This window comes from Vibrio penaeicida, assembly GCF_030689305.1.
Classification (GTDB): domain Bacteria; phylum Pseudomonadota; class Gammaproteobacteria; order Enterobacterales; family Vibrionaceae; genus Vibrio; species Vibrio penaeicida_B.
The window spans coordinates 25,601-47,046 of sequence record NZ_JAUYVM010000007.1; the positions used below are offsets into that span (position 1 = coordinate 25,601).

Sequence of the window (21,446 nt, forward strand, 5' to 3'; positions counted from 1 at the left end):
TGTGAGATAGATTGATCGTTTAAAAGCTTTGGGATCATGGTGATCTCAAAGCTCTATTGCCTAGGTCGACAGACCATAGCCCTTACTGCCAAACATGGGAGTTTTCATGTTTTCAGGTTTGAGTAAAAGTGTTCGCCAATACATGTTGGTGACGTTCAACTATTGGAACTTCACACTCACCGATGGTGCACTCAGAATGCTGGTGGTGCTGTATTTCCATGATTTGGGTTACAGCACGTTGGCTATCGCCTCGCTGTTTCTTTTCTATGAATTTTTTGGGGTCGTGACCAATCTCATCGGGGGGTGGTTGGGGGCGAGGTTAGGCTTGAACCGAACCATGAATATCGGTTTAGGAATGCAAATCGTCGCCTTGGTGATGCTAGCGGTGCCTGCGATGTGGCTCACCATTCCTTGGGTTATGGCGGCGCAAGCGCTTTCGGGAATTGCTAAAGATCTGAACAAGATGAGTGCCAAAAGTGCCATTAAAACGCTGGTACCGGAAGAAGACCAAGGTGGGTTGTACAAATGGGTCGCTATCCTCACTGGTTCTAAGAATGCGCTTAAAGGTGCGGGCTTCTTTATTGGTGGATTATTACTGTCTCTTATCGGCTTTAAAGCGTCGGTATTGGTGATGGCCGGTGTGTTGTCTTTGGTGTTGGTTGGTAGCCTAATCGCACTTGAAAGCAACATGGGGAAGGCGAAGAACAAACCTAAATTCAGCCAAATTTTCTCTAAGTCTGAAAGCATCAATATCCTTTCTGCAGCCCGTATGTTTTTGTTCGGTGCACGAGATGTTTGGTTTGTCGTGGCGTTACCTGTTTATCTCGGTTCAGTATTTGGTTGGGATCACCTATGGGTGGGCGGGTTCCTCGCGAGTTGGGTTATTGCCTATGGTTTGGTACAAGGTTTTGCGCCCAACATTACCGGTAAAGCGCAAGGGCGTGTCCCCGATGGTTCCGCTGCATTGTATTGGGCACTGCTGTTGGCAGGCATCACGGGTGTGATTGCGTATGCCGTTCAAATGTCGTGGTATCCACAGTGGGTTATCGTGATTGGCTTAATGGTATTTGGGGCAGTATTTGCGGTTAACTCGTCTCTGCATTCCTACCTGATAGTGAGCTATGCCAAAGGCGACGGGGTTTCGCTCGATGTTGGCTTTTACTACATGGCTAACGCAATGGGAAGGTTGATAGGCACGGTATTATCAGGCTGGGTCTTTCAGGTAGCGGGATTGTCGGCATGTTTGTGGGTGTCGTTCGGCTTCTTAGTGTTAACCGCTGTAATTAGTATTAAGTTGCCCAAACATAAAGTGGCGGAACCTATCTCTTGATGCAGAATAGAGAGGCTGCTAACCATGCAGCCTCTTTTTCCTTAGGCAAACCCTTGAACAGATTCTAACGGGGTCTATTCGACTTGTGTTTTGAGGTCAAAAACAGACGATTTTGTACCAGCCAAAACTTTAGCACCATGTTTTATGGTGTATTCGTTTAGCTCAAAATCGCAAGCGTACCCTTTTGATTCCTTTATTAAACAAATTCCGGCTAGACAGTCCCATGGATACATTCTTGGTTCAAAATAGGCGACGAGCTTAGAGGCCGCTACTTGGGCAAGCATCAGCGCTCCTGAACCATTCCTGATCACTTGCCCGCCGTTACCTAGTATGTAATCTATAGTAGCTACGACAGGCTCCTGAGAACCGAATCGGTTGGTGCCTACTCCTGTCATACCATCTGATAGAGTCAGTTGATTGTTAACTTCCATTTTTCGATTGTTTAGGTATGCACCATTTCCAATTAGACCAGAGTAGCAATCCCCTTGGTTGGGGTCGTACACGACGCCTATGATGGGTTCACCTTTAGAAACAATGGCGATAGAGATGCTCCATGTCGGGATACCCGATAGAAACATTTGAGTCCCATCAATGGGGTCGATTACCCAAGTGTATTCTGAATCTGTATTATCAAACCCTAGTTCTTCACCGAGAATTCCATCGTTTGGAAATTCTGATTTGATGAGCTCTCGCATTAGAATTTCAGTTTCGCGATCGGCAATTGAAACGACATCGTGTGCATTCGATTTTTTCTCGACCGCTAGGGAAGCAAGATCATTGTAGTATTTCAGCGCAAGAATACCTGCTTTATGAGCGGTAGATATGGCGAACTGAAGCCGGCTTTCTTCCGGATTTACAGCCGAGTATTTTGTCATCATTAAGATTTACCTCCTTGTTTCAAAAGCGCCAGATCACTCTGCCTGAAACTGATAGATACTTCTTGATTCACCGAGATACCATTATTGGAGTTATCGGCGATGGCAAAAAGATCGCCTGCAGCCGTTTCTAATTCATATTCCATATGGTCTCCCAAAAATGACGCGACTTTGATTTTGCCTGACAAGGTGTTTGACTCTGAACTAGAGGATATTTGGATTGCACCGGGTCTGATGGCAAGGCGCCCCTTTCCATTTTTGGCATGTGCACAATTCAGTTCGAAGGTGTAGCCGAGTACATCAATTTTTGCGACACCCTCGTTAACCGCTACAACTAGGCAATCGACCAAGTTCGCCTCGCCAATGAAATCCGCAACAAATTCATTTTCTGGCTGAGCGTACAGTTCCTTCGGGGTTCCCACTTGTTCAATTTTACCGTTGTTCATGATGACTACTCGGTCAGATACTGCTAACGCTTCATCTTGATCGTGGGTTACGTACAGTGCCGTGAGATTGAGCTTTTGTTGAATTTCTCGAATGTCAGTACGCACTTTTCGACGCAATCGCGCATCCAAGTTCGACAATGGTTCATCAAGAAGCAAAACCTGCGGTTCGAGTACCAGAGCTCTTGCCACAGCGACTCGTTGCTGTTGCCCACCGGATAATTCAGAGGGCAAACGTTCTCCGTACCCATCCAAACCCACTAAGCTTAAGCCTTCTTCTGCTTTCGTAATGGCGAGGTTTTTGGGCATGCCACCTGAAATAAGCCCGTACTGAACGTTCTCAGCGACAGACATATGTGGAAAGAGTGCGTAGGATTGAAACACCATAGCGACATCGCGTTCATTCGCTGGCAGGTTGGTGACATCTCTTCCACCAATGTTAATGGTACCCGAAGATGGATGTTCTAAGCCCGCTAGCATACGAAGGGTTGTTGTCTTTCCACAGCCAGAAGGGCCAAGGAGTGTGACTAATTCCCCAGGTCGAAGTTGAAAGTCGAGATCGGGGACAGCAGTAAAATCGCCGTATTTTTTGCAGATGCTAGAAAAATCAACCGCACCTTTTTTTGAACTATTCATTTAGCTTAATTCCTTATTCTAGGCTTTGGACTAAGAGGTCGTCTTAGTCGCGAGTCGGTTATGTCGACGGAGCTTCCTTTCTCCTATCAATAGCTGGAATACAGATATGACAATGACCATGACCACAATCAGAGCGGAGGAGTAGGCGATAGCGACACCAAAGTCCCCATTTTCAACGAGCCCCACAATGTAGGCCGTTGCCATGTTCCATTCTGCGCTGACCAAGAATATGACGGCGCTGATCGACGTGATTGCACGGACAAACGAGAACACCATCGCGCTCAATATGGCGGGTCTCAAAAGTGGTAGGATAACTTTGCGTAGAGTACGCCAAGTGGTCGCCCCCAAAGTCTGAGAGGCTTCATCTAGGCTTTGATCTAATTGCGACATGGCGGCGATACCTCCTCTGACACCAACGGGCATATTGCGGAAGACAAAACCGAGAATGAGAATTAAGGCGGTTCCCGTCATCTCTAATGGTGGGTAGTTAAATGCCATAACGTAGCTGACACCGATAACCGTCCCCGGTATCGCAAAGCTCATCATGAGGGAGAACTCGAAAATACTTCGCCCTTTAAAATGTTGTCTGACAATTAGATAAGCAGTCAGCAATCCGACGGCAGCGGTTAATGGAGCGGAAATCAGAGAAATTTCCATGGTTGTCCAGAAAGAATCCCAAGCAACACCCGTCCACTCGATACCCGTTTCGAGGAATTCGATACTGAAGGCGTGAGCGTAATGTTTAAGGGTGAAGCTATGATCCAGTCCCCATACATTTACGAAGCCGCCAAATATGATCATCCCATAGACAACGACAGTAACTGACATCCACGCTAGAACGATAGTCACCGTTGCTCGTTCCGCTGGTTTTGGTAACCGGGCATGTACGCCAGAGTCTGCTTTACCCGTAACGGTCGCGTAGTTTTTACCTGATAGCCAGAGACGCTGAATCATGAAGGCCGTTAACGTAAAGCACAGAAGCACCAACGCCAAGGATGCGGCCCGAGTAGGATCACTTTGAGCGCCAACCACCGCAAAAAATATCTCGGTAGAGAGTACGCCGTTACTGCCGCTGAGTACGAGTGGGTTACCAAAGTCAGCCATGCTTTCGATGAATGAAACGAGAAATGCGTTGGCAATACCGGGGCGCATTAATGGTAAAGATACGTTCCAGAAAGTTTGAGCAGAGTTAGCGCGTAAGGTTTGGGATGCTTCTTCTAGTGAAGGGCTCACCCCTTCGACCACACCAATCATAATCATGAATGAAATCGGTGTGAATGAAAGCACTTGAGCGAGCCAAATCCCCTTCATACTAAACAGCCATCGGCTGGGTTCTATCCCTAGTAGATCCGACAAAGACTCTGTAATGATGCCGCTTCGTCCAAACAAAAGAATCAGAGCCATACCGATAACAAAAGGAGGCGTGATGATGGGGAGAATGGTGGCAATACGTAGTGTTTTCTTATACTTGAAGCCAGTTCGTGTAACGACAAGTGCAAAACACAGTCCTAATAATGTACAGGCAGTTGCGGTCGAGATTGCCAAGCCAAGTGTACGAATAGCCACGCCACAACGTGCATCACTTACGACACATGCGAGGCTCCAAACATTGTTATGGAATAAGTTTTTCGCTAGTCCTCCCGGGTTGAATGTGCCATCCAATGTTTGAACAGAACCCGCGAACATGCTCAACACAGGGTACAGAACAAACGTTGCGACCATGACGACCAGAAAGGATATAGCGCCAATGACAAAGGCGTCGCCTTTCATTACCCCACGTTCGGCAAGCCCAAAAGAAAAAAGACCAACCATGCACAGTCCAAAGGAGACAGCACCCGCACCGAACGGGTTTTGCCCCGGAACCTCAGGTAAGACGGCGGACAAAAATGTCCCACTCCATCCTGTCCACGAAATTGCAAAGCCTTGAAGTGTCAGCAGTGCAAGACCTGCCAATGAACCATAGATAAGCAGGCTTGTTCGTCTGTTGGATGAGACAGCCGAACAAGCCGCTACCACGCTCAGGAGTATTACGATAGGAACAAAGATTAACCAATGTTTCCCATAAGCCAACAATTGCAATATACCCGGTGAAGATTCTTCATTACTGAATACACTTGAAATCCAGTAGAAAGAATAAAAGCCTTCTTCTTGCCTATACCAAGGGAGTATCAGAAAAGATAAAACAGCGGCGGCAACGGTTGCATATAAACGTCGATTTTGTAACTGCATTCGTTTCCCTCACATTTTTATTGATGTGCACAGAATGCTCCTTACAACAGTGAGCATTCCGTACCACGAAATGAATTTTTAAAGTGGAGTCGCAGAGTTACTTGGCAAATGCGCCAACTTCCGCGTCCCAACGAGAGAGGAGACGAATTCGTGTTTCTGAAGACCCGTAGGTTACAAAGTCAAAGTCAATCAACTTAGTGTCTTCTAGCCTTGGTGCTTTTTCTGGAATAATGGATGCCTTGTTGGAGGGAAGTTGATACGAGCCAACATCTTTTAAGCGACTTTGTGCTTCTGGAGTTAACACCCAGTCATAGAACTGGCGAGCGTTTTCACCGTTTCTAGCTCCTTTAATAATTGACATAGAGCCGATTTCATAGCCCGTTCCTTCACAAGGAGCGACAGTTTCAATAGGGAACCCTTTAACCGATTGCTTTATCGCATCATGAAGATAAACAATGGCAACCGCGTTTTCCCCACGAGCAGCCGATTTAACAGGAGCAGAACCTGATTTAGTGTACTGCGAGACATTTTCATTCATCTTCATTAAGTACAGGTAAGCTTCATTTTCACCCATAAGTTGACTTAATGTCGCCAGTACGGAATAAGCTGTGCCTGATGAATTAGGGTTAGCAACTTGGATTTCTCCTTCAAGTTTAGGATTTAGTAAATCTTCCCAGCATTTAGGAGGTTCTATACCTTTTTTGGCTAACAGTTCCGTGTTGTAGGCAATACCCAAAACACCCGAATAGACACCGACCGTTCTATAATTGGCACTTTCTGCTTGTGAAACAGCCCAATCGTGCAGATCTGGTAAATGTTTCGATTTGTACGGTTCTGTTAGGCTCAGTTCTGCTGCCTGCAAATGCGGCTCACCTGTTCCACCCCACCAGATGTCTAGCTTAGGGTTACGTGCCTCGGCTCTCACTCGAGCAAAAACTTCCCCAGACGACAGGCGAACCATGTTCACATCCACACCGGTCTTTTCACTGAACCCTTTTGCAAGGGACTCACATACATCAACTGTCGCAGAACAAACCAAATTGAGTTTGCCTTCAGCATACGCATTGTGAGTAACACCAGTTAAAGCTATCGCGGTTAATGTTGCACTTAACTTGTATTTCATACGTCTTCCTCCATGAAGAATAGATATCCAATCCATTGGTGCACTCGTGTGCACTGATTAAAATGTAATCAATCAATAAGGTTGATGTCAACCTTTTAAACAAATTTTTAACAACTATTTAATCTTTGTTGTAATATAGATTTATCTAAACCATGATGGATTTTTGTACCGATTTGGTCGGTTTTTTTAGAGCTGTATTTAGTCAACTAATGCATTTCTTTAGTGAGTTGTTATGGGAATAAAATCAGTAAAAACAAAAGTAAAGGTGACCTCTAGCGCTGTCGCTGAGTTGGCGGGTGTGTCTCGTTCAGCGGTTTCGAGAACTTTTTCTGGTGGGAAGGTATCTCAAGCAACACGCGAGAAAGTTCTCAAAGCCGCAGAAGAGCTTGGCTATGAAGAAAACCGGTTAGCCAAAGGCTTGATTAAAGGGAAAAGTGGTATCGTGTGCATTGTTGCTGATCATATTGTTCAGCCGTGGCATTCAAAACTGTGTGATGCGTTGATTGAAAGCATTCAAAATAGCGGCCGGGCTGCTTTTGTTATCACTTCGGGCTCAGGGGACGCAGAAAATGCGCTAAAGCGCACCATTCATTTTCGTGCAGAAGCCACTATTATACTGTCGGGTTCTCCATCTCGCTCGGTAGTCGAAGCGTGTATCCGGTTTGGTCAAAGGTTGATACTGCTGGATCGAGAAGAGACATTTGAAAACTGCCTAAATATTCGCCCAGATAACCTCGCGGCAGCTGAACGAGTTTGCCAATTATTTTTGAGAGCAGGATTTAGCAAAGTGGCATTTGCGAAATCTCAGTCGAGTTCTCAAGGCTTAACAGAGCGCATGGAAGCCTTTCAATTAGAGGCAAAGAAGAAATCGTTGAATACGCAATTCTTCGAGATAGGTGAGACAAGCTATGAAGGCGGGTGTCAACTGGCTAATGAAATACTCAGCCACGTCGACTTACCTGAAGCGGTATTTTGTGCATCAGATTTACTGGCATGTGGATTCATCGATACGGCTCGTAAGAAATTTGGCCTCGACATCCCTAGAGATATCAGTGTTGTCGGGTATGATGATATTGATCAGGCGAGTTGGGCGGGGTATGACTTAACGACTTTCCATCAGCCGCCAGAAGAGATTGCACGCCTTGCTGTCGATTTTATCAATGAAGAACAACCGAGTAAGACCGTACGCATCAAATCTCGATTTATTGTGCGCTCTACGGTACGTACGAAAATGCATGGATAAGAAAAATCCCGGCATTTAGCCGGGTAAAGAGGGGGAACTCTAAAGCGGGTAAATTACCCAAATAGTGCAAGGATTATGTTCTAAGGCTCGGGTCTACAGACCTTACTGAAGCCAAGCGTTCAGCATCCACACAAGTTTTTCTTGTTCACGGATGTAATCACCCATTTGTGCGGCAGTGCCTTCATCGTCTGCGTCGCCTGCTACTGCAAGAATGTCGCGTTGCTGACGGATAAGTTTCCCGAAACCATTCACAAGCCCAGTCATTGTGCTCTGGCCATCAAATGCTTGAGTGTGTTCTTCTATCGTGCTGACTTCTAAGTATTCCGAGAAGCTATGCAGCGGTGTGTGCCCAAGTGTTAAGATACGTTCAGCGATTTCATCCACTTTGGTTTGTAAGTCAGTGTAGATTTCTTCAAATTTTTCATGCAATTCGAAAAACGCATGACCTTTGATGTTCCAGTGATAGCCGCGGCTGTTCATGTACAGCACCTGATAATTGGCGAGTAGCTGATTCAGAGCTTGTGCTAGGTCTTCTGATTGTTGTTGGTCTAAACCGATAAGTGTCGTATTCATAATGCTCTCCCAATGTTTTGAATGTTCTTCTTGGCTATGGGAGTAGAATAGCTATATTTTATTTTTTGATAAAATCGATTGTAATTATGAATTCAATAGCTAAAAGCTATTGTTTAAAGTAGACCCTAGTTTCGATTTAGCGTTTTCAATACTAATTGAAGGGCTGGATTAAGGCTGGTATTGGTTGGATAGCACAGCCCGATCCGACGAAACATCCTTGGACCATTTAATGCCTTGGTGACCAGCATGTTAGACGCTTCTAATACACCCGTTGGCAGAAACGAAATACCCACTCCCGCCTGTGCCAAGTGCATGACTTGTGTTTTATGCTCAGCTTTAGCAACCAAATTGACAGCAAGCCCATCACAGGCAAGTAGCCCAACGGTTTGCTGGTGGGCTTCACACGGTGGGCATTCGATGAAATCATGTTGATGTAACTGATTTAAATCCACTGCGTCTTGATTGGCTAAAGGGTGATCGGACAGCATGCAAAGGACGTAGTCTTCCTCCCAAAGTGGCGAGAAGATTTCGTCTTCTTGCTGAAACATATCCAAAGAGATTCGCGCATCATAATCTGCGTTATGATCCACCAGTTCAATGAGTAAGCTTGGAGCGTGCTTGGCAAGCTTAGCCAGCAGTTTTGCCAGTTCTGATTGACTGATGTCTGGAAAGGTAGCGAGTTTAATTGGTAGGCATTGATTGCGTTCTTGGAACAGCGAAGGCAGCTTTTGCACGTCATGTAGTAAGCGGATTGCCAGCGGGTAAAGGTGATGAGCCTCGTCGGTCAGGTTGACCCCTTTTTTGTGCCTAACAAAGAGAGATGTATTCAATTCCTCTTCTAACTGCTTAATAGCATTAGAGATAGAGGGCTGGGAGACGAAGCAGCGTTCTGCAGCGAGTGTAATGTTCTTCTCTTCGTAAACCGCAACAAAGCTTTTCAGTAAACGCAAATCCATAGTGGTCTTCTCATTATTATCTATAACTTAAACTTATCATAAACCTCAGAAAACGATATTTATCATTTATTTCTCTTATCCATATAGTGTCCTCCGTTCCCGTGAAACAGATAGAGAGAAAGAAAATGTCGAAGTTAATAGTAATTACTGGTGCAAGTTCAGGTATTGGTGAAGCCACCGCGAAAAAGTTGTCAGCAGAAGGCTACTCTTTGCTTTTACTGGCACGCCGAATTGAGAAACTGGAAGCACTAAACCTGCCTAACACTTTGTGCCGAAAGGTTGATGTGACCGATGTGAAAAGCTTTGAAGCCGCAATTGTGGAAGCGGAAGAGGCGTTTGGCCCGGTTGATGGTTTGATCAACAACGCAGGTGTGATGTTGTTGGGTAATGCGCACGAGCAAGATCCGCAAGAGTGGAAAACCATGTTTGATGTGAACGTGATGGGTTTGTTGAATGGTATCCACGTGGTACTGGCGAAAATGAAAGCTCGCAAAACGGGTACCGTCATCAACATCAGTAGCATTGCTGGTCGCAAAACCTTTCCTAGTCATTCTGCATACTGCGGCACTAAGTTTGCCGTGCATGCCATTACGGAAAACACTCGTGAAGAAGTGGCTGATGACAGCGTTCGGATGATCACCATTGCACCAGGCGCCGTTGAAACTGAGCTATTGAGCCATACGACCAGCGATGACATCAAAGCGGGCTATGAAGAGTGGAAAGAGGGCATGGGCGGTGTGATTGTGCCAGAAGATATCGCTAATGCGATCAGTTATGCCTACAACCAACCACAAAATGTATGTGTGCGTGAAATCGTTATCGCCGCTACGCGTCAGCCAGCGTAATGTGAGCTGTTCTAACAAACAGAAAATACTCACCTGTTTCTGACCGAGAGTTCCCTTTTTCTGACGGTTGGTAACATAGTACTCCCGGCTTTTACTGATATATTTGGGGAAGTTGGGAGTATGTTATGCAACAAAGAATTTTCTATTTTGACCTATTGCGATGCGTTGCGGCGGTTGCTGTTGTCGCAATTCATGTTCTTGGTCCGTATCGTCACTTACTCGGGGAGACCTCGATAGGTCACTGGCTTAGTGCGATAACCTTGAATAGCGCTATTCGTTGGGCTGTTCCTATTTTTATCATGATTACAGGAGCGTTGCTGCTCAGTGATCAACGCCCATTTAATTTGCGTTATTACGTTCAAAGGCGGGTGGTGAAGGTGGTTGTGCCGTTTGTGGTTTGGTCGTTTATTTTCGCTGTAATTGCCTCTTATTCCCTAACGGATGGATTGAGTCGTAATGTACTAATAGAAAAAGTCACGGCGTTTTTTTATCACGAAACCTATTACCATCTTGGCTTTTTTTATTATTTTATCCCGTTGTATTTTGTTGCCCCATTTCTGACTCACTTGGTTCAACACGCTGACCGCCCTCCGCTGATTGCTTTGCTGGGGGTTTGGATGATAACCACAACGCTGAATCTGTTTTTTATTGATGGATTGTGGTCAAACGACTTGTGGCTTTTTTCCGGATACCTACTTCTAGGTTATTTGTTGTTTAAGCAAGAGAGCGTGCCTTTGTCTTTCGTTTTACTGCTGGGAACAGTGGCGATAGCAGCGATTGCTTGTAATGCCTATCAAGTGATTACATTGAGTTTAGAAGCAGAACAATATCGAGTTGGGCGATGGCTGTCGTACAAAACCATTAACACCGTGATGGAAGCTGCGGCGCTGTTTTTATTGGTGAGATACTTTGCCCCCAAGCTAAGTGACAAAGCGAAACGTTTGGTTTCGTTTGTCAGTCGTCATAGCTTAGGGATTTATCTTATGCACCCATTAATGCTTTTACCCCTGTACCAGTGGCAATGGTACGAAGGCAATCATCCATTATGGGTGATCCCACTGTGGACGTTTATTGGATTCTTTGGCGCGTTATTGATGAGCTGGGGGCTGTCTAAGTCAAGCCATACAAGATGGTTGGTACCATAGAAACAGTGTCGCTATCGAACTGGGTCAACAGGCCCTAACGCTTTAAAGCAAAATGCATGAACTTCTGACCTTTATAAGTCAGCGTTCCTTTGTCACCTGGGTTTAGAGCGTGATAGTAGTGAACACCAATTTGGAATTCACGTTTAGGACCGACTTTACCTTTTTGGATGTAGATCCAATATTCTTGAGATTCTTCACCTTCTTTAGGGTCGGGAACATCAATGATTTGTTTGTCTAAAACGGTCACTTCCGTTGTTTGCTCTGGCGCATCTTCACCAAACGTATGGCGTTTTTGAAATTGAACAAAAAACCAACCTGCAGCAAGCGCGAGAAGGATCAATAGGGCAAACAGAGTAAGAGGCATGAGGAAATATCATCTATGAAACACAATGGTGTTCAATTTTACTCTTACCAGACGCTTCGTCATAGGAATGCGACACAAATCGTGATCTAGCTAGAGAATTTGTTGCGGTAAATGCGCTAAATTCAAACGAGGATAGCCATAAAACAGCGAGTTAGGTATATGCTGGGCAATAGGTTATGAAACTGGTTGTGTTGGTGGAAAGTTGTGCCAACTACCCAGTAGGGAGGGACGGTAATGTCAGATATTGAAAAAGTCGTGACAAAGACCCGCAGGCTGGAAAAGTTGCTTAGGCAGCAATACCACGCATCTGGTGGGACGATGGAGCAGTTGATTTCAAGCTGCGAAGAACGATTACCTCATGACGTGATCGACAAATTACGCACAGTAGCGGCAACAAGGGATTCGCTTGTTAACGAACATATAGAAGAGCTTGATGATTCCATTCGCTTTTTGAAGCTGTGTGATGAATGTGAGAAAGAGCTGACACCGAGAAGTGGTCGATTTATTTGGGGGGTGGCACTGAGTTTAATGGTTGTGATTACACTAGTGGCTCTAAGTTTCTATTACGCGCACTGGCAAGAACTCAGTAAACACCTTTAAACAACAGAATTTGAACGAATAAAAAAGGGTAACGCATTGCGTTACCCTTTTTTATTCGTTCCATCATGAAATGATTCGCTGGAACTTAAATGTAAAGCATTGGCAGCGTCATTAAACCAACAACTACTGCAATCATTACAAGTCCTTGTCTTTGTGAAGACGTAATCATAACGCTGCTCCTAAAATATATAATTTATCCGTTGACAAAAAGAATAGCACTTATTTTGGGTTTTGATCAAGTATTTATTTCTCTAAGCCTCAAAAACATAACTAATCTAGCTTCAAAACGACCAATTTACGTCACTTTAGTGTCAGGTTTTTGTTGTTTTTATTTTGAGCGAAAAACAATTGACGGTCAAAATTTGATTTTAATACATTGTATTTGTTGGTTTTTTTAAATGTTAGATATTGTTCATAATGGTTTGTTGTATAAATCTCTTTTCGATCTCCACTAATCCCTCTAATTTCAATAAAACACTGTTTCTTGATTTGCAGGGTGTCATTTTTGTTTCTTAATGAGAATGAATATCATTGGTGAGAAATTTAAGATTAATAAATGAAATAAGAATGGAGTACGGTGCTTGCAAAGGGTTGGTGCCTTATTTGTATTTTTAAGTTAGTGTTAATTATTGAAATTAAAGAGTTTCATTGTGAGTTTATAATCAGTCATCTTGTTTGATTAAAGCGATTGATCAAAGAGATTAACTACACTTTTAAGATCTAATATGTACAGAATGGTTGAGAAGAGGGTTTTCAAGGTGACTGTTAATGGATTGTTTAACTATGTTGTGTTGGTGTTCTAGATACTGTTTGAAGATTAATCTAGATCCAATTATGAGCATTTGCTGCTGGACTTCAAATTATCTCTCTCTACACTGAGCCTCTACTTTTTAAGTGTAGCCATAACTGGTGGATTGAAACGGTTAAAAGAGGTCGATGAAGCGTGAAGCAATCCAATCTAATAGACATCGCAACTTCAAATGCATCCGACAGGGCAGTCAGCTTTTTTAGACCGATTGCCGCGCTTTTACTTTGCGCCGCGATATGGCTAACCGTGCCGTTTTCAGAGCCCTCGTTGTGGCTGCTAGTTGGTATGGGCGCGTTTGGAGTGAGTGATCTTCTACGTACATCCACCTCACCAACATTCAAGCTTTCCTTTCTTATTGATTTATTTGCAGTTGTGGCTATCAGTGGTACTTTTTGGTCCCAATTCAAAAGTGACATTATATGGTGGCTGCCTGCTTTTCTCTTTGCCGCGGGTGTGATTGTTTTCCTTCTTTTACTACCTCAGCTGGATAAACTGCTTGGTCCCATCAGCGTTTTGGGAATGGTTTTGGTACAGCTCTTGTGGGCGTCAGGAGAAGTATGGCTGACTCAAATGAGTTTAATTAGTCTATTAGGTGTTGTTGGGTGTCTTATATTGCTGATGTCTCAGATGACGTTTGTTCTACACCACTTTAAAAGCCCAATCCGCAATGGTGAAGCTTGGTGTTCAGCCAGCTATTTTATTGGTCTCTTTTTTATCTCTATCTCAACCATCATTGCGCTAAATCAACCGCTTGGTTAACCCTTTCGTTAGTCTGAATGGCAATTCCCTAATTGGAGAAAGCCATGTCTCAGTCCGTACACGCACATCAAGTTTTACATTTGCTGGCAGAGCAAGACCTTAACCTTCAACAGCTGCTAGAGCGCATTGAGCTGTCGTTTGGTAACGATGCGACATTTCACACCTGTAGCCGTGAAGGCATGACTATAGAAGAGCTGCTTGAATTCTTTGTACAAAGGCAAAAAATCTTTGTCGAAGGTGAAATGCTCTCATTGAATGCTGCGAGAGTTTGTTCCCACTGATTTCGAGATTAGAACTCTGCACCTTCGTGTAACTTGGGTATATACTTGTCGGCATTTGATGCCGACTTGAGATTTTAGATGGATATTTTATCCGCTGCTGTCATGCTGTTTTTGATTATGGACCCGTTGGGTAACTTGCCCGTATTACTGTCCATTCTTAAGCACCTAGACCCCAAACGAAGAAGAAAAGTGCTCGCTCGTGAGCTTCTCTTCGCACTGATGATTTTGCTGCTGTTCCTATTTGCAGGTCAGAAAATCCTAAACTTCCTGCATGTACAGCCAGAAACGTTGAGCATTTCCGGTGGTATTATTCTGTTTATCATTGCGATTAGAATGATCTTTCCTCAGCCTGGAGGTGTTGTTGGATTAGCGGCAGGAGAAGAGCCTTATATTGTGCCAATCGCGATTCCAATGATTGCAGGGCCGTCGGTGATAGCGTCTTTGTTATTGTTATCGAATCAGGAGCCAGCGAGAATTTGGGAGTGGTCAGGTGCAGTGATGATTGCTTGGGGTGCCAGCTTTTTGATACTGATGTTTTATGACTTCTTCCATAAGTTGCTAGGAGAACGGGGATTGAAAGCCGTAGAGCGCTTAATGGGGCTTTTGTTGGTGATTATCTCAACGCAGATGTTCCTTGATGGTGTCAGTGCCTATTTCAAAATGGCATAAGAGCTTTTGGTTTGAGCAAAAGCGTTAAGTTAGCGCAGGAGCTTTAAGTATGTACAAGAGCGCCTAACTTTCATAAGAACAAAGAAAAACCGCAGTCCTAAGACTGCGGTTTTTTATCTATCCTGAGTTCAGGTTATTTAGCTCATGTACTTTCTGCGGATATCCAGTAACGAGAAAATACCAAATATTAGTATTGACCACTTTTCCCAGCGAGTGGTGCTTATCTTATCGCCGAAAGCACCCAAGAAAATCAACATTTGAAGCCCGTGCATGAAGAACAAGAATGCCGTCATAATGTACAGTGCAATAGCGGCTTTACCCGGAAACGGATGAAAAATATTGATCAACAATACCAGCCATACAAACGCGATGGCGGCTTTCGCAAGAATTAGAAGTACTTTCATTTCTCTTCCCTTCCAAATAAACGGTAGCAAACCTGACCTGCGGTTTTCTCCCGATGCAATTGCCAATGTGTCGGAACGGCATCGATGGTCAGTTCTTTTTCCGCTTCAATATAAATCATCGCATTGGCGCTTAACCAGCCATTTTGTTCAAGCAAATGTATCACGTCATCCAACAACCCTTTGCGAAAAGGGGGATCGATGAATACCACGTTGTACGGTGTACCTGCTTGCTTCAAAAACGCCAATGCGTCGGTATGAATGGCTTCGATGTTACTGGCATCAAGTGTTTGAATATTTGACTGAAGCTGCTTGTGAGCCTGCTTGTTCATTTCAAGCATAGTGACGTGCTGTGCCTGACGGCTTGCGGATTCAAACCCCAATCCTCCAGACCCCGCAAATAGATCAAGAACTTTCGCTCTCGGGACATCTTGAGCCAGCCAATTAAAAAGAGTCTCTTTGACACGGTCGGTGGTCGGACGTAATCCTTCGGCGTCGTAAACCGGCAACTTGCGACCTCGCCAAAGCCCACTGATAATTCGTACAAAACCGCTCGATTGTTTTTTTTGTGATGAGTTTGACTGACGACGTCTTACCATAGATTTTTTGACCGCGAATAAAGTGATAGTATACGCAGTCAAGTGTACCAGAAAGTTTTTGAAGTTTATTTAGGAACCCCGATGACAGGTAAGAAAAAACGCGGATTATTGTCTTGGCTGGGCTTTGGTGAAGAAGAACAAAACCAACAAGCTAACCAACAAGTTCAAGATGGTGTTCAACAAGAATCAGACCAATCAGAAGCCCCATCACAAACTCCTGTCGCTGAAGAAGTTAAGGAAGCATCTGTAGAAGATCCAACAGATGGCGCGGTTGATGAAACGCAAGATGTTTCTGAGCCAACGATAAGCGAACAAGCAGAGGAAGTGGTTACCAAAGCGCTTGATCTACCTGAGCCTGCTCAGCCTGAAATCGTTGAGCAAGAAAAACCAACAGAGAGTTTCTTCACACGCCTAAAACGTAGCCTAAGCCGAACCAAAGAGAACATTGGTGCAGGTTTTTTTGGCATGTTCAAAGGCAAAAAAATTGATGACGATTTGTTTGAAGAACTCGAAGAGCAACTTCTGATTGCCGATGTTGGTATGAATACGACCGTTAAGATCATCGACAGCCTGACAGAGAAAGCTTCTCATCGCGATTTGAAAGATGGTGAGGCGCTTTACGGTTTATTAAAAGAAGAGATGGCAGATATCTTAAGCCATGTTGAACAGCCCCTTGAAGTGGATACCAGCAAAACGCCGTACGTGATTTTGATGGTAGGTGTTAATGGTGTAGGTAAAACCACGACCATTGGTAAACTGGCGAAGCAATTTCAGTCTCAGGGCAAGAAAGTCATGTTGGCAGCTGGAGATACCTTCCGCGCGGCCGCTGTTGAGCAGCTACAAGTTTGGGGGCAGCGAAATGATGTCCCAGTTATCGCGCAGCACACAGGTGCCGACAGTGCTTCAGTGATTTACGATGCCATTGAAGCTGCCAAAGCACGTGGAGTGGATGTTGTTATTGCCGATACCGCGGGTCGTTTGCAAAATAAGAGCAATCTTATGGAAGAATTACGCAAAATCGTACGCGTAATGAAGAAGATTGATGACTCAGCGCCACACGAAATTATGCTTACCCTTGATGCTGGTACGGGTCAAAACGCGATCAGCCAAGCGAAATTGTTCAGTGATGTAGCACCAGTTACGGGGATAACGCTAACAAAACTTGATGGAACTGCCAAAGGTGGCGTAATTTTCGCTATTGCCGATCAATTTCAGATTCCTATTCGCTATATTGGTGTGGGTGAAGGCATCGATGATTTGCGTCCATTTGAAACGCAAGAATTCATTGATGCGCTGTTTAGTCGAGAAGAGTAAGTTCGCCACAAATTATGAATATGGCGCATACATAGGAATCAGCACGCGTGATCAGGTTTCAGCAAGTCAGTAAAGCATATCGTGGCGGCAGACAAGCGCTGCAAAAAGTTGACTTCCACCTTAGACGTGGAGAAATGGCTTTTCTTGGTGGGCATTCAGGAGCGGGGAAAAGCACCCTGCTTAAGCTAATTTGTGCAATTGAACGCCCAACCGATGGGAAAATCAGCTTCAATGGTCATGATGTTACACGCATCAAAAATGGCGACATTCCTTTCCTGCGCCGTAATATCGGCATTGTTTTCCAAGATCACTGCTTGTTAATGGACCGAAGTGTCTACGACAACGTCGCGCTACCAATGCGCATTGAATCTGTCTCTGAAAATGAGATAAAACGCCGTGTTTCTGCTTCGCTAGATAAAACGGGTTTGTTGGATAAAGCGCGATGCTTGCCTAATCAGTTGTCTGGGGGGGAGCAGCAACGTGTTGGTATCGCACGAGCTGTCGTCAATCGACCGACATTGCTATTAGCTGATGAACCAACAGGTAACCTCGATTCAGATTTGTCGAATAGAGTACTGAGCTTGTTCGATGAATTTAACCGCGCAGGTGTCTCCATTCTATTTGCAACGCACGATGTCGATTTAATGAACACGCGATCGCAATATCGCCGGTTGGAGTTAAATCAAGGCTTTTTGAGTGAGGTAGATACCTATGGGCGCTAAAAATCGTCCAAAAACGGACAACTTCCTAAAAGCTCACTTTAAGCAAGCGCGCGTATCATTAATGGAGCTGCTGCAGCGCCCGTTAGGCAACTTGCTAACACTCGCCGTCATCTCAATGGCTTTAACCTTGCCAGCTTGTCTTTACTTGGTAGGGAAAAACTTAAGTGTCGCTGCTCAAGGGATGAATGCGTCGCTGCAAATCAATGCCTTTCTGATCGAACAGACCCCAGAAGCTCGTATTATGGTGCTTAAAGATGAGCTCGAAAGCTTGGATGAAATAAAAGCTGTCGAATACGTGTCTTCTCAACAGGGGCTTGAGGACATGAGCCAGCACTCGGGGCTGGAGCAAGCCTTATCCTTACTGGATAACTATGCATTACCTGCTGTTTTGGTGATCACACCGAACACCGATGAACAAAGCAACATATCCAAACTCAGGGTGAAAATTCAGAATTACACCGAAGTAACGGATGTGCGAATGGATGAAGACTGGCTGGAAAGGCTCGGTGCTATTCGCAACTTAGCGCTAGTTTTGGCTGCAGCATTGGGTTTTTTAATGCTCGGCGCCGTCTTCCTTATCGTAGGAAATACATTGCGTTTTAATGTGCTGGCCCGCAAAGAAGAAATACAAGTGATGAAGCTCATTGGAGCAACCGATGGCTTTATTCTGAGACCTTATCTATACACGGGTATGTGGTTTGGTGGAATCAGCGCAATTACCGCATGGATTTTAACCGCAATCATTACTATTTTATTGAATGGTGCCGTTGAAGACTTAGCTATTCTGTACGACAGTCAGTTTCGATTGATTGGTATGAATTGGGATGAAACCGTTATCTTACTGATGATTGGTACGGCATTAGGGCTGATAGCCGCTAAACTATCCGCTCAGCGTCACTTAAAAGAAATTGAACCTGTGTAGCATTTTTAAGTCATATATTCAGGTTAAGTGGCCGGTAGAGGCGATCTCTGACTTGCCAGTGACGTAGAACTATGGATAATAACTTTCCCCTCTTGGAATCTGTTCATTTTGAGTTCAAGAAGGCGACGTTAGATTAACCATTGCTCTAATTAAGAGACGAATGAGGAATTGAATGACTAAGCAAGCGTATTCTATGGCTTTAGTAACACAAGATAGCCTAGACAGCTATATCCGTTCAGTGAATGGCTACCCAATGCTAACCGCTGAAGAGGAACGTGGACTCGCCGAGAGACTACACTACAAAGGTGAAATTGATGCAGCGAAAGGTCTCATCCTTTCTCACCTGCGATTTGTCGTTCATGTTGCTCGCGGTTATTCAGGTTATGGTTTGCCAATGGCAGACTTAGTTCAGGAAGGCAACATTGGCTTAATGAAAGCCGTAAAACGCTTTAACCCAGAAGTGGGTGTGCGTTTGGTATCGTTTGCTGTTCACTGGATAAAAGCTGAAATTCACGAATACGTTTTGCGTAACTGGCGTATTGTAAAAATCGCCACAACCAAGGCGCAACGCAAGTTATTCTTCAACTTACGTAAATCTAAAAAGCGTTTAGGCTGGTTTAATAACGGTGAAGTAGAAACCGTTGCTCGTGAACTTGGTGTAGAGCCTTCAGAAGTTCGTGAGATGGAATCACGCTTGGCTGCTCAAGATGCCGCATTTGAATTACCCGCGGAAGACGATGATTCCGCCGCTGCATACTCAGCGCCTGTTTTGTACTTGGAAGACAAGCAATCGGATGTCGCTGAAAACGTTGAGGCCGATAACTGGGAAGCGCACACCAATAATCGCCTGAGCCACGCTTTGGCAACATTGGATGAACGAAGCCAATTTATCGTTCGCTCTCGTTGGCTTGATGACCAAAAATCGACGCTTCAAGAACTGGCAGATAAATACGGTGTGTCGGCAGAACGTATTCGACAACTAGAAAAGAATGCGATGAAGAAGCTGAAATTAGCAGTTGGTGAATTCTAAGCTAACACCGAAAGAATTTGAAAAGCCGGGATCCGAAAGGACCCGGCTTTTTTGATCTTCAATTTTACAAATTAATTGTGGATAACTCTGTGAAAATAACTTTCGGTTATAGTGGTCAATACGGGTGTATATTGGGGTGGGAGAGCTTTTGACCTATGGGGATATGTTTGCTCTTACACACAGAAAAACAAAGATCATCACTACATATTGTGGATCTAAGATCCAAAAGACACTTTATCAACGCAATCCACAGAGTTTTCCACAAATGGTGCAAAATTACACAGTAGTGGATAACCTTATCGGTTACGGGTCTAACTTTGCCTTTGGATACGTTACACTTACACCAGACCAATAATTTTCAAAAAATACTCTGATAAGGAATCAAATGGAGCAGTTCAAACACATTGATGTCGAGCAAGCGAAGCTGAAATTGGAGAGTGGCGAAGCCGTCATGGTGGACATTCGTGATCCGCAGTCATTTGCTTTGGCTCATGCACCGAGTGCTTTTCATCTGACCAATGACACAATTGTGTCTTTCATGAATGATCATGAATTTGAACAACCCATTTTGGTCATGTGTTACCACGGCGTGAGCAGCCAAGGTGCAGCGCAATATATGGTGAATCAAGGTTTTGAAGAAGTGTACAGCGTTGATGGTGGCTTCGAGGCATGGCAACGTAGTGGAAATTCAATCGAATCGGTATAGGTTAACTCTTTGATCAGACTGGCTGATGTGAATAACCCAAGATTGGGGCAGGCATATATAGATTATATGGCGACAAGGGGCATCTTGGTTGAAATGATGCCCGAAGGGGAAGGGCGCTTCGCACTTTGGGTGATGAATGATCAGGATGTCGATGAAGCGCAAGCTGAATTTACTCTTTTTACTCAACACCCAGATAACCCCAAGTATCTTGAAGCCTCTTGGAACGTTGCAGAAAGTCGCAAGAGCCAATTTCATTATGGCTCTCCTTCCATGGCATCGATGATTACCGCAAAAGCTGGTCCTATCACGCTCATTGGAATGATCGTATGCGCTGTTGTATTCCTTGGGCAAATCATCGGCTTTGAACCTGTACTTTTAAATACCTTCCACTTTCCGGCATCTTCACAGCAAGCTTTTGAAGTCTGGCGTTGGTTTAGCCATGCCATTCTTCACTTTTCAGCGCTTCACATCGTATTCAATGTGTTGTGGTGGTGGCAGTTGGGGGGTGATATAGAGCGTAAATTAGGTGGTGAGAAACTCTTACTGCTGTTCTTCGTTTCAGCAGCGGTATCTGGGCTCGGACAGTATTTGGTTGCTGGGCCTAACTTTGGTGGGCTGTCTGGCGTGGTTTACGCCCTATTAGGGTATATCTGGATGCTCAGTTGGAAAGCGCCGCATTTAGGTATTACGATAGCCAAACCCATTGTGGGCTTTATGCTGGTGTGGGTGGTAATCGGTTTTGCACAGCCGTTTATGGCGATTGCCAATACAGCTCATGTTATGGGGTTGGTGACCGGTTGTGCTCTTGGTTTAATTGACGCGCATAAAAAAAGAGATACTTAGTATCTCTTTTTAAAACATTCATTTTTCAAC

23 protein-coding genes are annotated in these 21,446 nt (G+C 44.5%); 14 read left to right on the forward strand and 9 right to left on the reverse strand.

From position 1 onward, the window contains the following. Window positions 1-106 precede the first annotated feature (106 nt). Window positions 107-1,330 (forward strand): organoarsenical effux MFS transporter ArsJ, encoded by a 1,224-nt coding sequence (gene arsJ, locus Q8W40_RS12665; RefSeq protein ID WP_305397524.1) that lies wholly within the window; start codon window positions 107-109, stop codon window positions 1,328-1,330. A gap of 74 nt (window positions 1,331-1,404) precedes the next feature. Here arsJ and Q8W40_RS12670 read toward each other — a convergent pair whose 3' ends face one another. From Q8W40_RS12670 to Q8W40_RS12685, 4 genes are all read right to left on the reverse strand, one after another. After that, window positions 1,405-2,208, reverse strand: coding sequence for an inositol monophosphatase family protein (locus Q8W40_RS12670; protein WP_305397526.1), 804 nt, complete (start codon window positions 2,206-2,208; stop codon window positions 1,405-1,407). After that, on the reverse strand, window positions 2,208-3,284 hold the full coding sequence (locus Q8W40_RS12675; RefSeq protein ID WP_305397527.1) for an ABC transporter ATP-binding protein: 1,077 nt from the start codon (window positions 3,282-3,284) through the stop codon (window positions 2,208-2,210). The genes Q8W40_RS12670 and Q8W40_RS12675 overlap by 1 nt, the downstream gene beginning before the upstream one ends. A 30-nt stretch (window positions 3,285-3,314) precedes the next feature. Next, window positions 3,315-5,513, reverse strand: a complete 2,199-nt coding sequence (locus tag Q8W40_RS12680; RefSeq protein WP_305397529.1) for an ABC transporter permease — start codon at window positions 5,511-5,513, stop codon at window positions 3,315-3,317. A gap of 97 nt (window positions 5,514-5,610) precedes the next feature. Beyond that, window positions 5,611-6,636 (reverse strand): ABC transporter substrate-binding protein, encoded by a 1,026-nt coding sequence (locus tag Q8W40_RS12685; protein WP_305397531.1) that lies wholly within the window; start codon window positions 6,634-6,636, stop codon window positions 5,611-5,613. A 232-nt stretch (window positions 6,637-6,868) separates the two neighbouring features. Here Q8W40_RS12685 and Q8W40_RS12690 point away from each other — a divergent pair, with 232 nt between their 5' ends. After that, window positions 6,869-7,879, forward strand: coding sequence for a LacI family DNA-binding transcriptional regulator (locus Q8W40_RS12690; protein WP_305397533.1), 1,011 nt, complete (start codon window positions 6,869-6,871; stop codon window positions 7,877-7,879). 102 nt (window positions 7,880-7,981) lie between these two features. Here Q8W40_RS12690 and Q8W40_RS12695 read toward each other — a convergent pair whose 3' ends face one another. Both Q8W40_RS12695 and Q8W40_RS12700 read right to left on the reverse strand, forming a co-directional pair. Further along, complete coding sequence (locus Q8W40_RS12695; RefSeq protein WP_101115651.1) at window positions 7,982-8,452, reverse strand: Dps family protein; 471 nt, start codon at window positions 8,450-8,452, stop codon at window positions 7,982-7,984. A 125-nt stretch (window positions 8,453-8,577) separates the two neighbouring features. Then, window positions 8,578-9,408: a LysR family transcriptional regulator gene (locus Q8W40_RS12700; RefSeq protein ID WP_305397535.1), complete on the reverse strand. Its 831-nt coding sequence runs from the start codon at window positions 9,406-9,408 to the stop codon at window positions 8,578-8,580. 125 nt (window positions 9,409-9,533) lie between these two features. Here Q8W40_RS12700 and Q8W40_RS12705 point away from each other — a divergent pair, with 125 nt between their 5' ends. Together Q8W40_RS12705 and Q8W40_RS12710 are read left to right on the forward strand one after the other, a co-directional pair. Further along, entirely contained in the window at window positions 9,534-10,253 is a 720-nt protein-coding gene (locus tag Q8W40_RS12705) for an SDR family oxidoreductase (protein WP_305397537.1), read from the forward strand. 125 nt (window positions 10,254-10,378) lie between these two features. Then, a complete protein-coding gene (locus Q8W40_RS12710; protein ID WP_305397539.1) occupies window positions 10,379-11,398 on the forward strand; it encodes an acyltransferase in 1,020 nt (339 codons plus the stop codon). Between the two features lie 34 nt (window positions 11,399-11,432). On the opposite strand, the gene Q8W40_RS12715 is transcribed toward Q8W40_RS12710, so the two are convergent. Then, complete coding sequence (locus Q8W40_RS12715; RefSeq protein WP_126606994.1) at window positions 11,433-11,762, reverse strand: DUF2500 domain-containing protein; 330 nt, start codon at window positions 11,760-11,762, stop codon at window positions 11,433-11,435. A gap of 234 nt (window positions 11,763-11,996) precedes the next feature. On the opposite strand from Q8W40_RS12715, the gene Q8W40_RS12720 reads away from it, so the two are divergent. The 4 genes from Q8W40_RS12720 to Q8W40_RS12735 all read left to right on the forward strand — a co-directional run bounded on the left by Q8W40_RS12720 (window position 11,997) and on the right by Q8W40_RS12735 (window position 14,879). After that, on the forward strand, window positions 11,997-12,362 hold the full coding sequence (locus tag Q8W40_RS12720) for a DUF4145 domain-containing protein (RefSeq protein ID WP_101115656.1): 366 nt from the start codon (window positions 11,997-11,999) through the stop codon (window positions 12,360-12,362). A gap of 943 nt (window positions 12,363-13,305) precedes the next feature. Beyond that, window positions 13,306-13,929 carry a lysoplasmalogenase family protein gene (locus Q8W40_RS12725; RefSeq protein WP_305397541.1) on the forward strand — a complete coding sequence of 208 codons (624 nt, stop codon included), beginning with the start codon at window positions 13,306-13,308 and terminating at the stop codon, window positions 13,927-13,929. Window positions 13,930-13,973: 44 nt separating this feature from the next. Next, a complete protein-coding gene (locus tag Q8W40_RS12730; protein WP_101115659.1) occupies window positions 13,974-14,210 on the forward strand; it encodes a YecH family metal-binding protein in 237 nt (78 codons plus the stop codon). Window positions 14,211-14,288: 78 nt separating this feature from the next. Then, entirely contained in the window at window positions 14,289-14,879 is a 591-nt protein-coding gene (locus Q8W40_RS12735; RefSeq protein ID WP_305397543.1) for a YhgN family NAAT transporter, read from the forward strand. 137 nt (window positions 14,880-15,016) lie between these two features. On the opposite strand, the gene Q8W40_RS12740 is transcribed toward Q8W40_RS12735, so the two are convergent. After that, window positions 15,017-15,283, reverse strand: a complete 267-nt coding sequence (locus Q8W40_RS12740) for a DUF1145 domain-containing protein (RefSeq protein ID WP_305397545.1) — start codon at window positions 15,281-15,283, stop codon at window positions 15,017-15,019. Continuing rightward, window positions 15,280-15,879, reverse strand: a complete 600-nt coding sequence (rsmD, locus tag Q8W40_RS12745) for a 16S rRNA (guanine(966)-N(2))-methyltransferase RsmD (protein WP_305397546.1) — start codon at window positions 15,877-15,879, stop codon at window positions 15,280-15,282. The genes Q8W40_RS12740 and rsmD overlap by 4 nt, the downstream gene beginning before the upstream one ends. Window positions 15,880-15,960: 81 nt before the next feature. On the opposite strand from rsmD, the gene ftsY reads away from it, so the two are divergent. The 6 genes from ftsY (at window position 15,961) to glpG (ending at window position 21,416) form a co-directional block, all read left to right on the forward strand. Then, on the forward strand, window positions 15,961-17,193 hold the full coding sequence (gene ftsY, locus Q8W40_RS12750; protein ID WP_305397548.1) for a signal recognition particle-docking protein FtsY: 1,233 nt from the start codon (window positions 15,961-15,963) through the stop codon (window positions 17,191-17,193). Between the two features lie 47 nt (window positions 17,194-17,240). After that, on the forward strand, window positions 17,241-17,915 hold the full coding sequence (ftsE, locus tag Q8W40_RS12755; RefSeq protein WP_305397550.1) for a cell division ATP-binding protein FtsE: 675 nt from the start codon (window positions 17,241-17,243) through the stop codon (window positions 17,913-17,915). Then, window positions 17,905-18,837: a permease-like cell division protein FtsX gene (gene ftsX / locus Q8W40_RS12760; RefSeq protein ID WP_305397551.1), complete on the forward strand. Its 933-nt coding sequence runs from the start codon at window positions 17,905-17,907 to the stop codon at window positions 18,835-18,837. Before ftsE ends, ftsX begins: the two co-directional genes overlap by 11 nt. 172 nt (window positions 18,838-19,009) lie before the next feature. Further along, complete coding sequence (gene rpoH / locus Q8W40_RS12765) at window positions 19,010-19,867, forward strand: RNA polymerase sigma factor RpoH (protein ID WP_305397552.1); 858 nt, start codon at window positions 19,010-19,012, stop codon at window positions 19,865-19,867. Between the two features lie 385 nt (window positions 19,868-20,252). Then, window positions 20,253-20,573, forward strand: coding sequence for a thiosulfate sulfurtransferase GlpE (glpE, locus tag Q8W40_RS12770; RefSeq protein ID WP_101115666.1), 321 nt, complete (start codon window positions 20,253-20,255; stop codon window positions 20,571-20,573). A gap of 9 nt (window positions 20,574-20,582) precedes the next feature. Beyond that, window positions 20,583-21,416 (forward strand): rhomboid family intramembrane serine protease GlpG, encoded by an 834-nt coding sequence (gene glpG / locus Q8W40_RS12775; RefSeq protein WP_305397553.1) that lies wholly within the window; start codon window positions 20,583-20,585, stop codon window positions 21,414-21,416. Window positions 21,417-21,446: the final 30 nt, after the last annotated feature.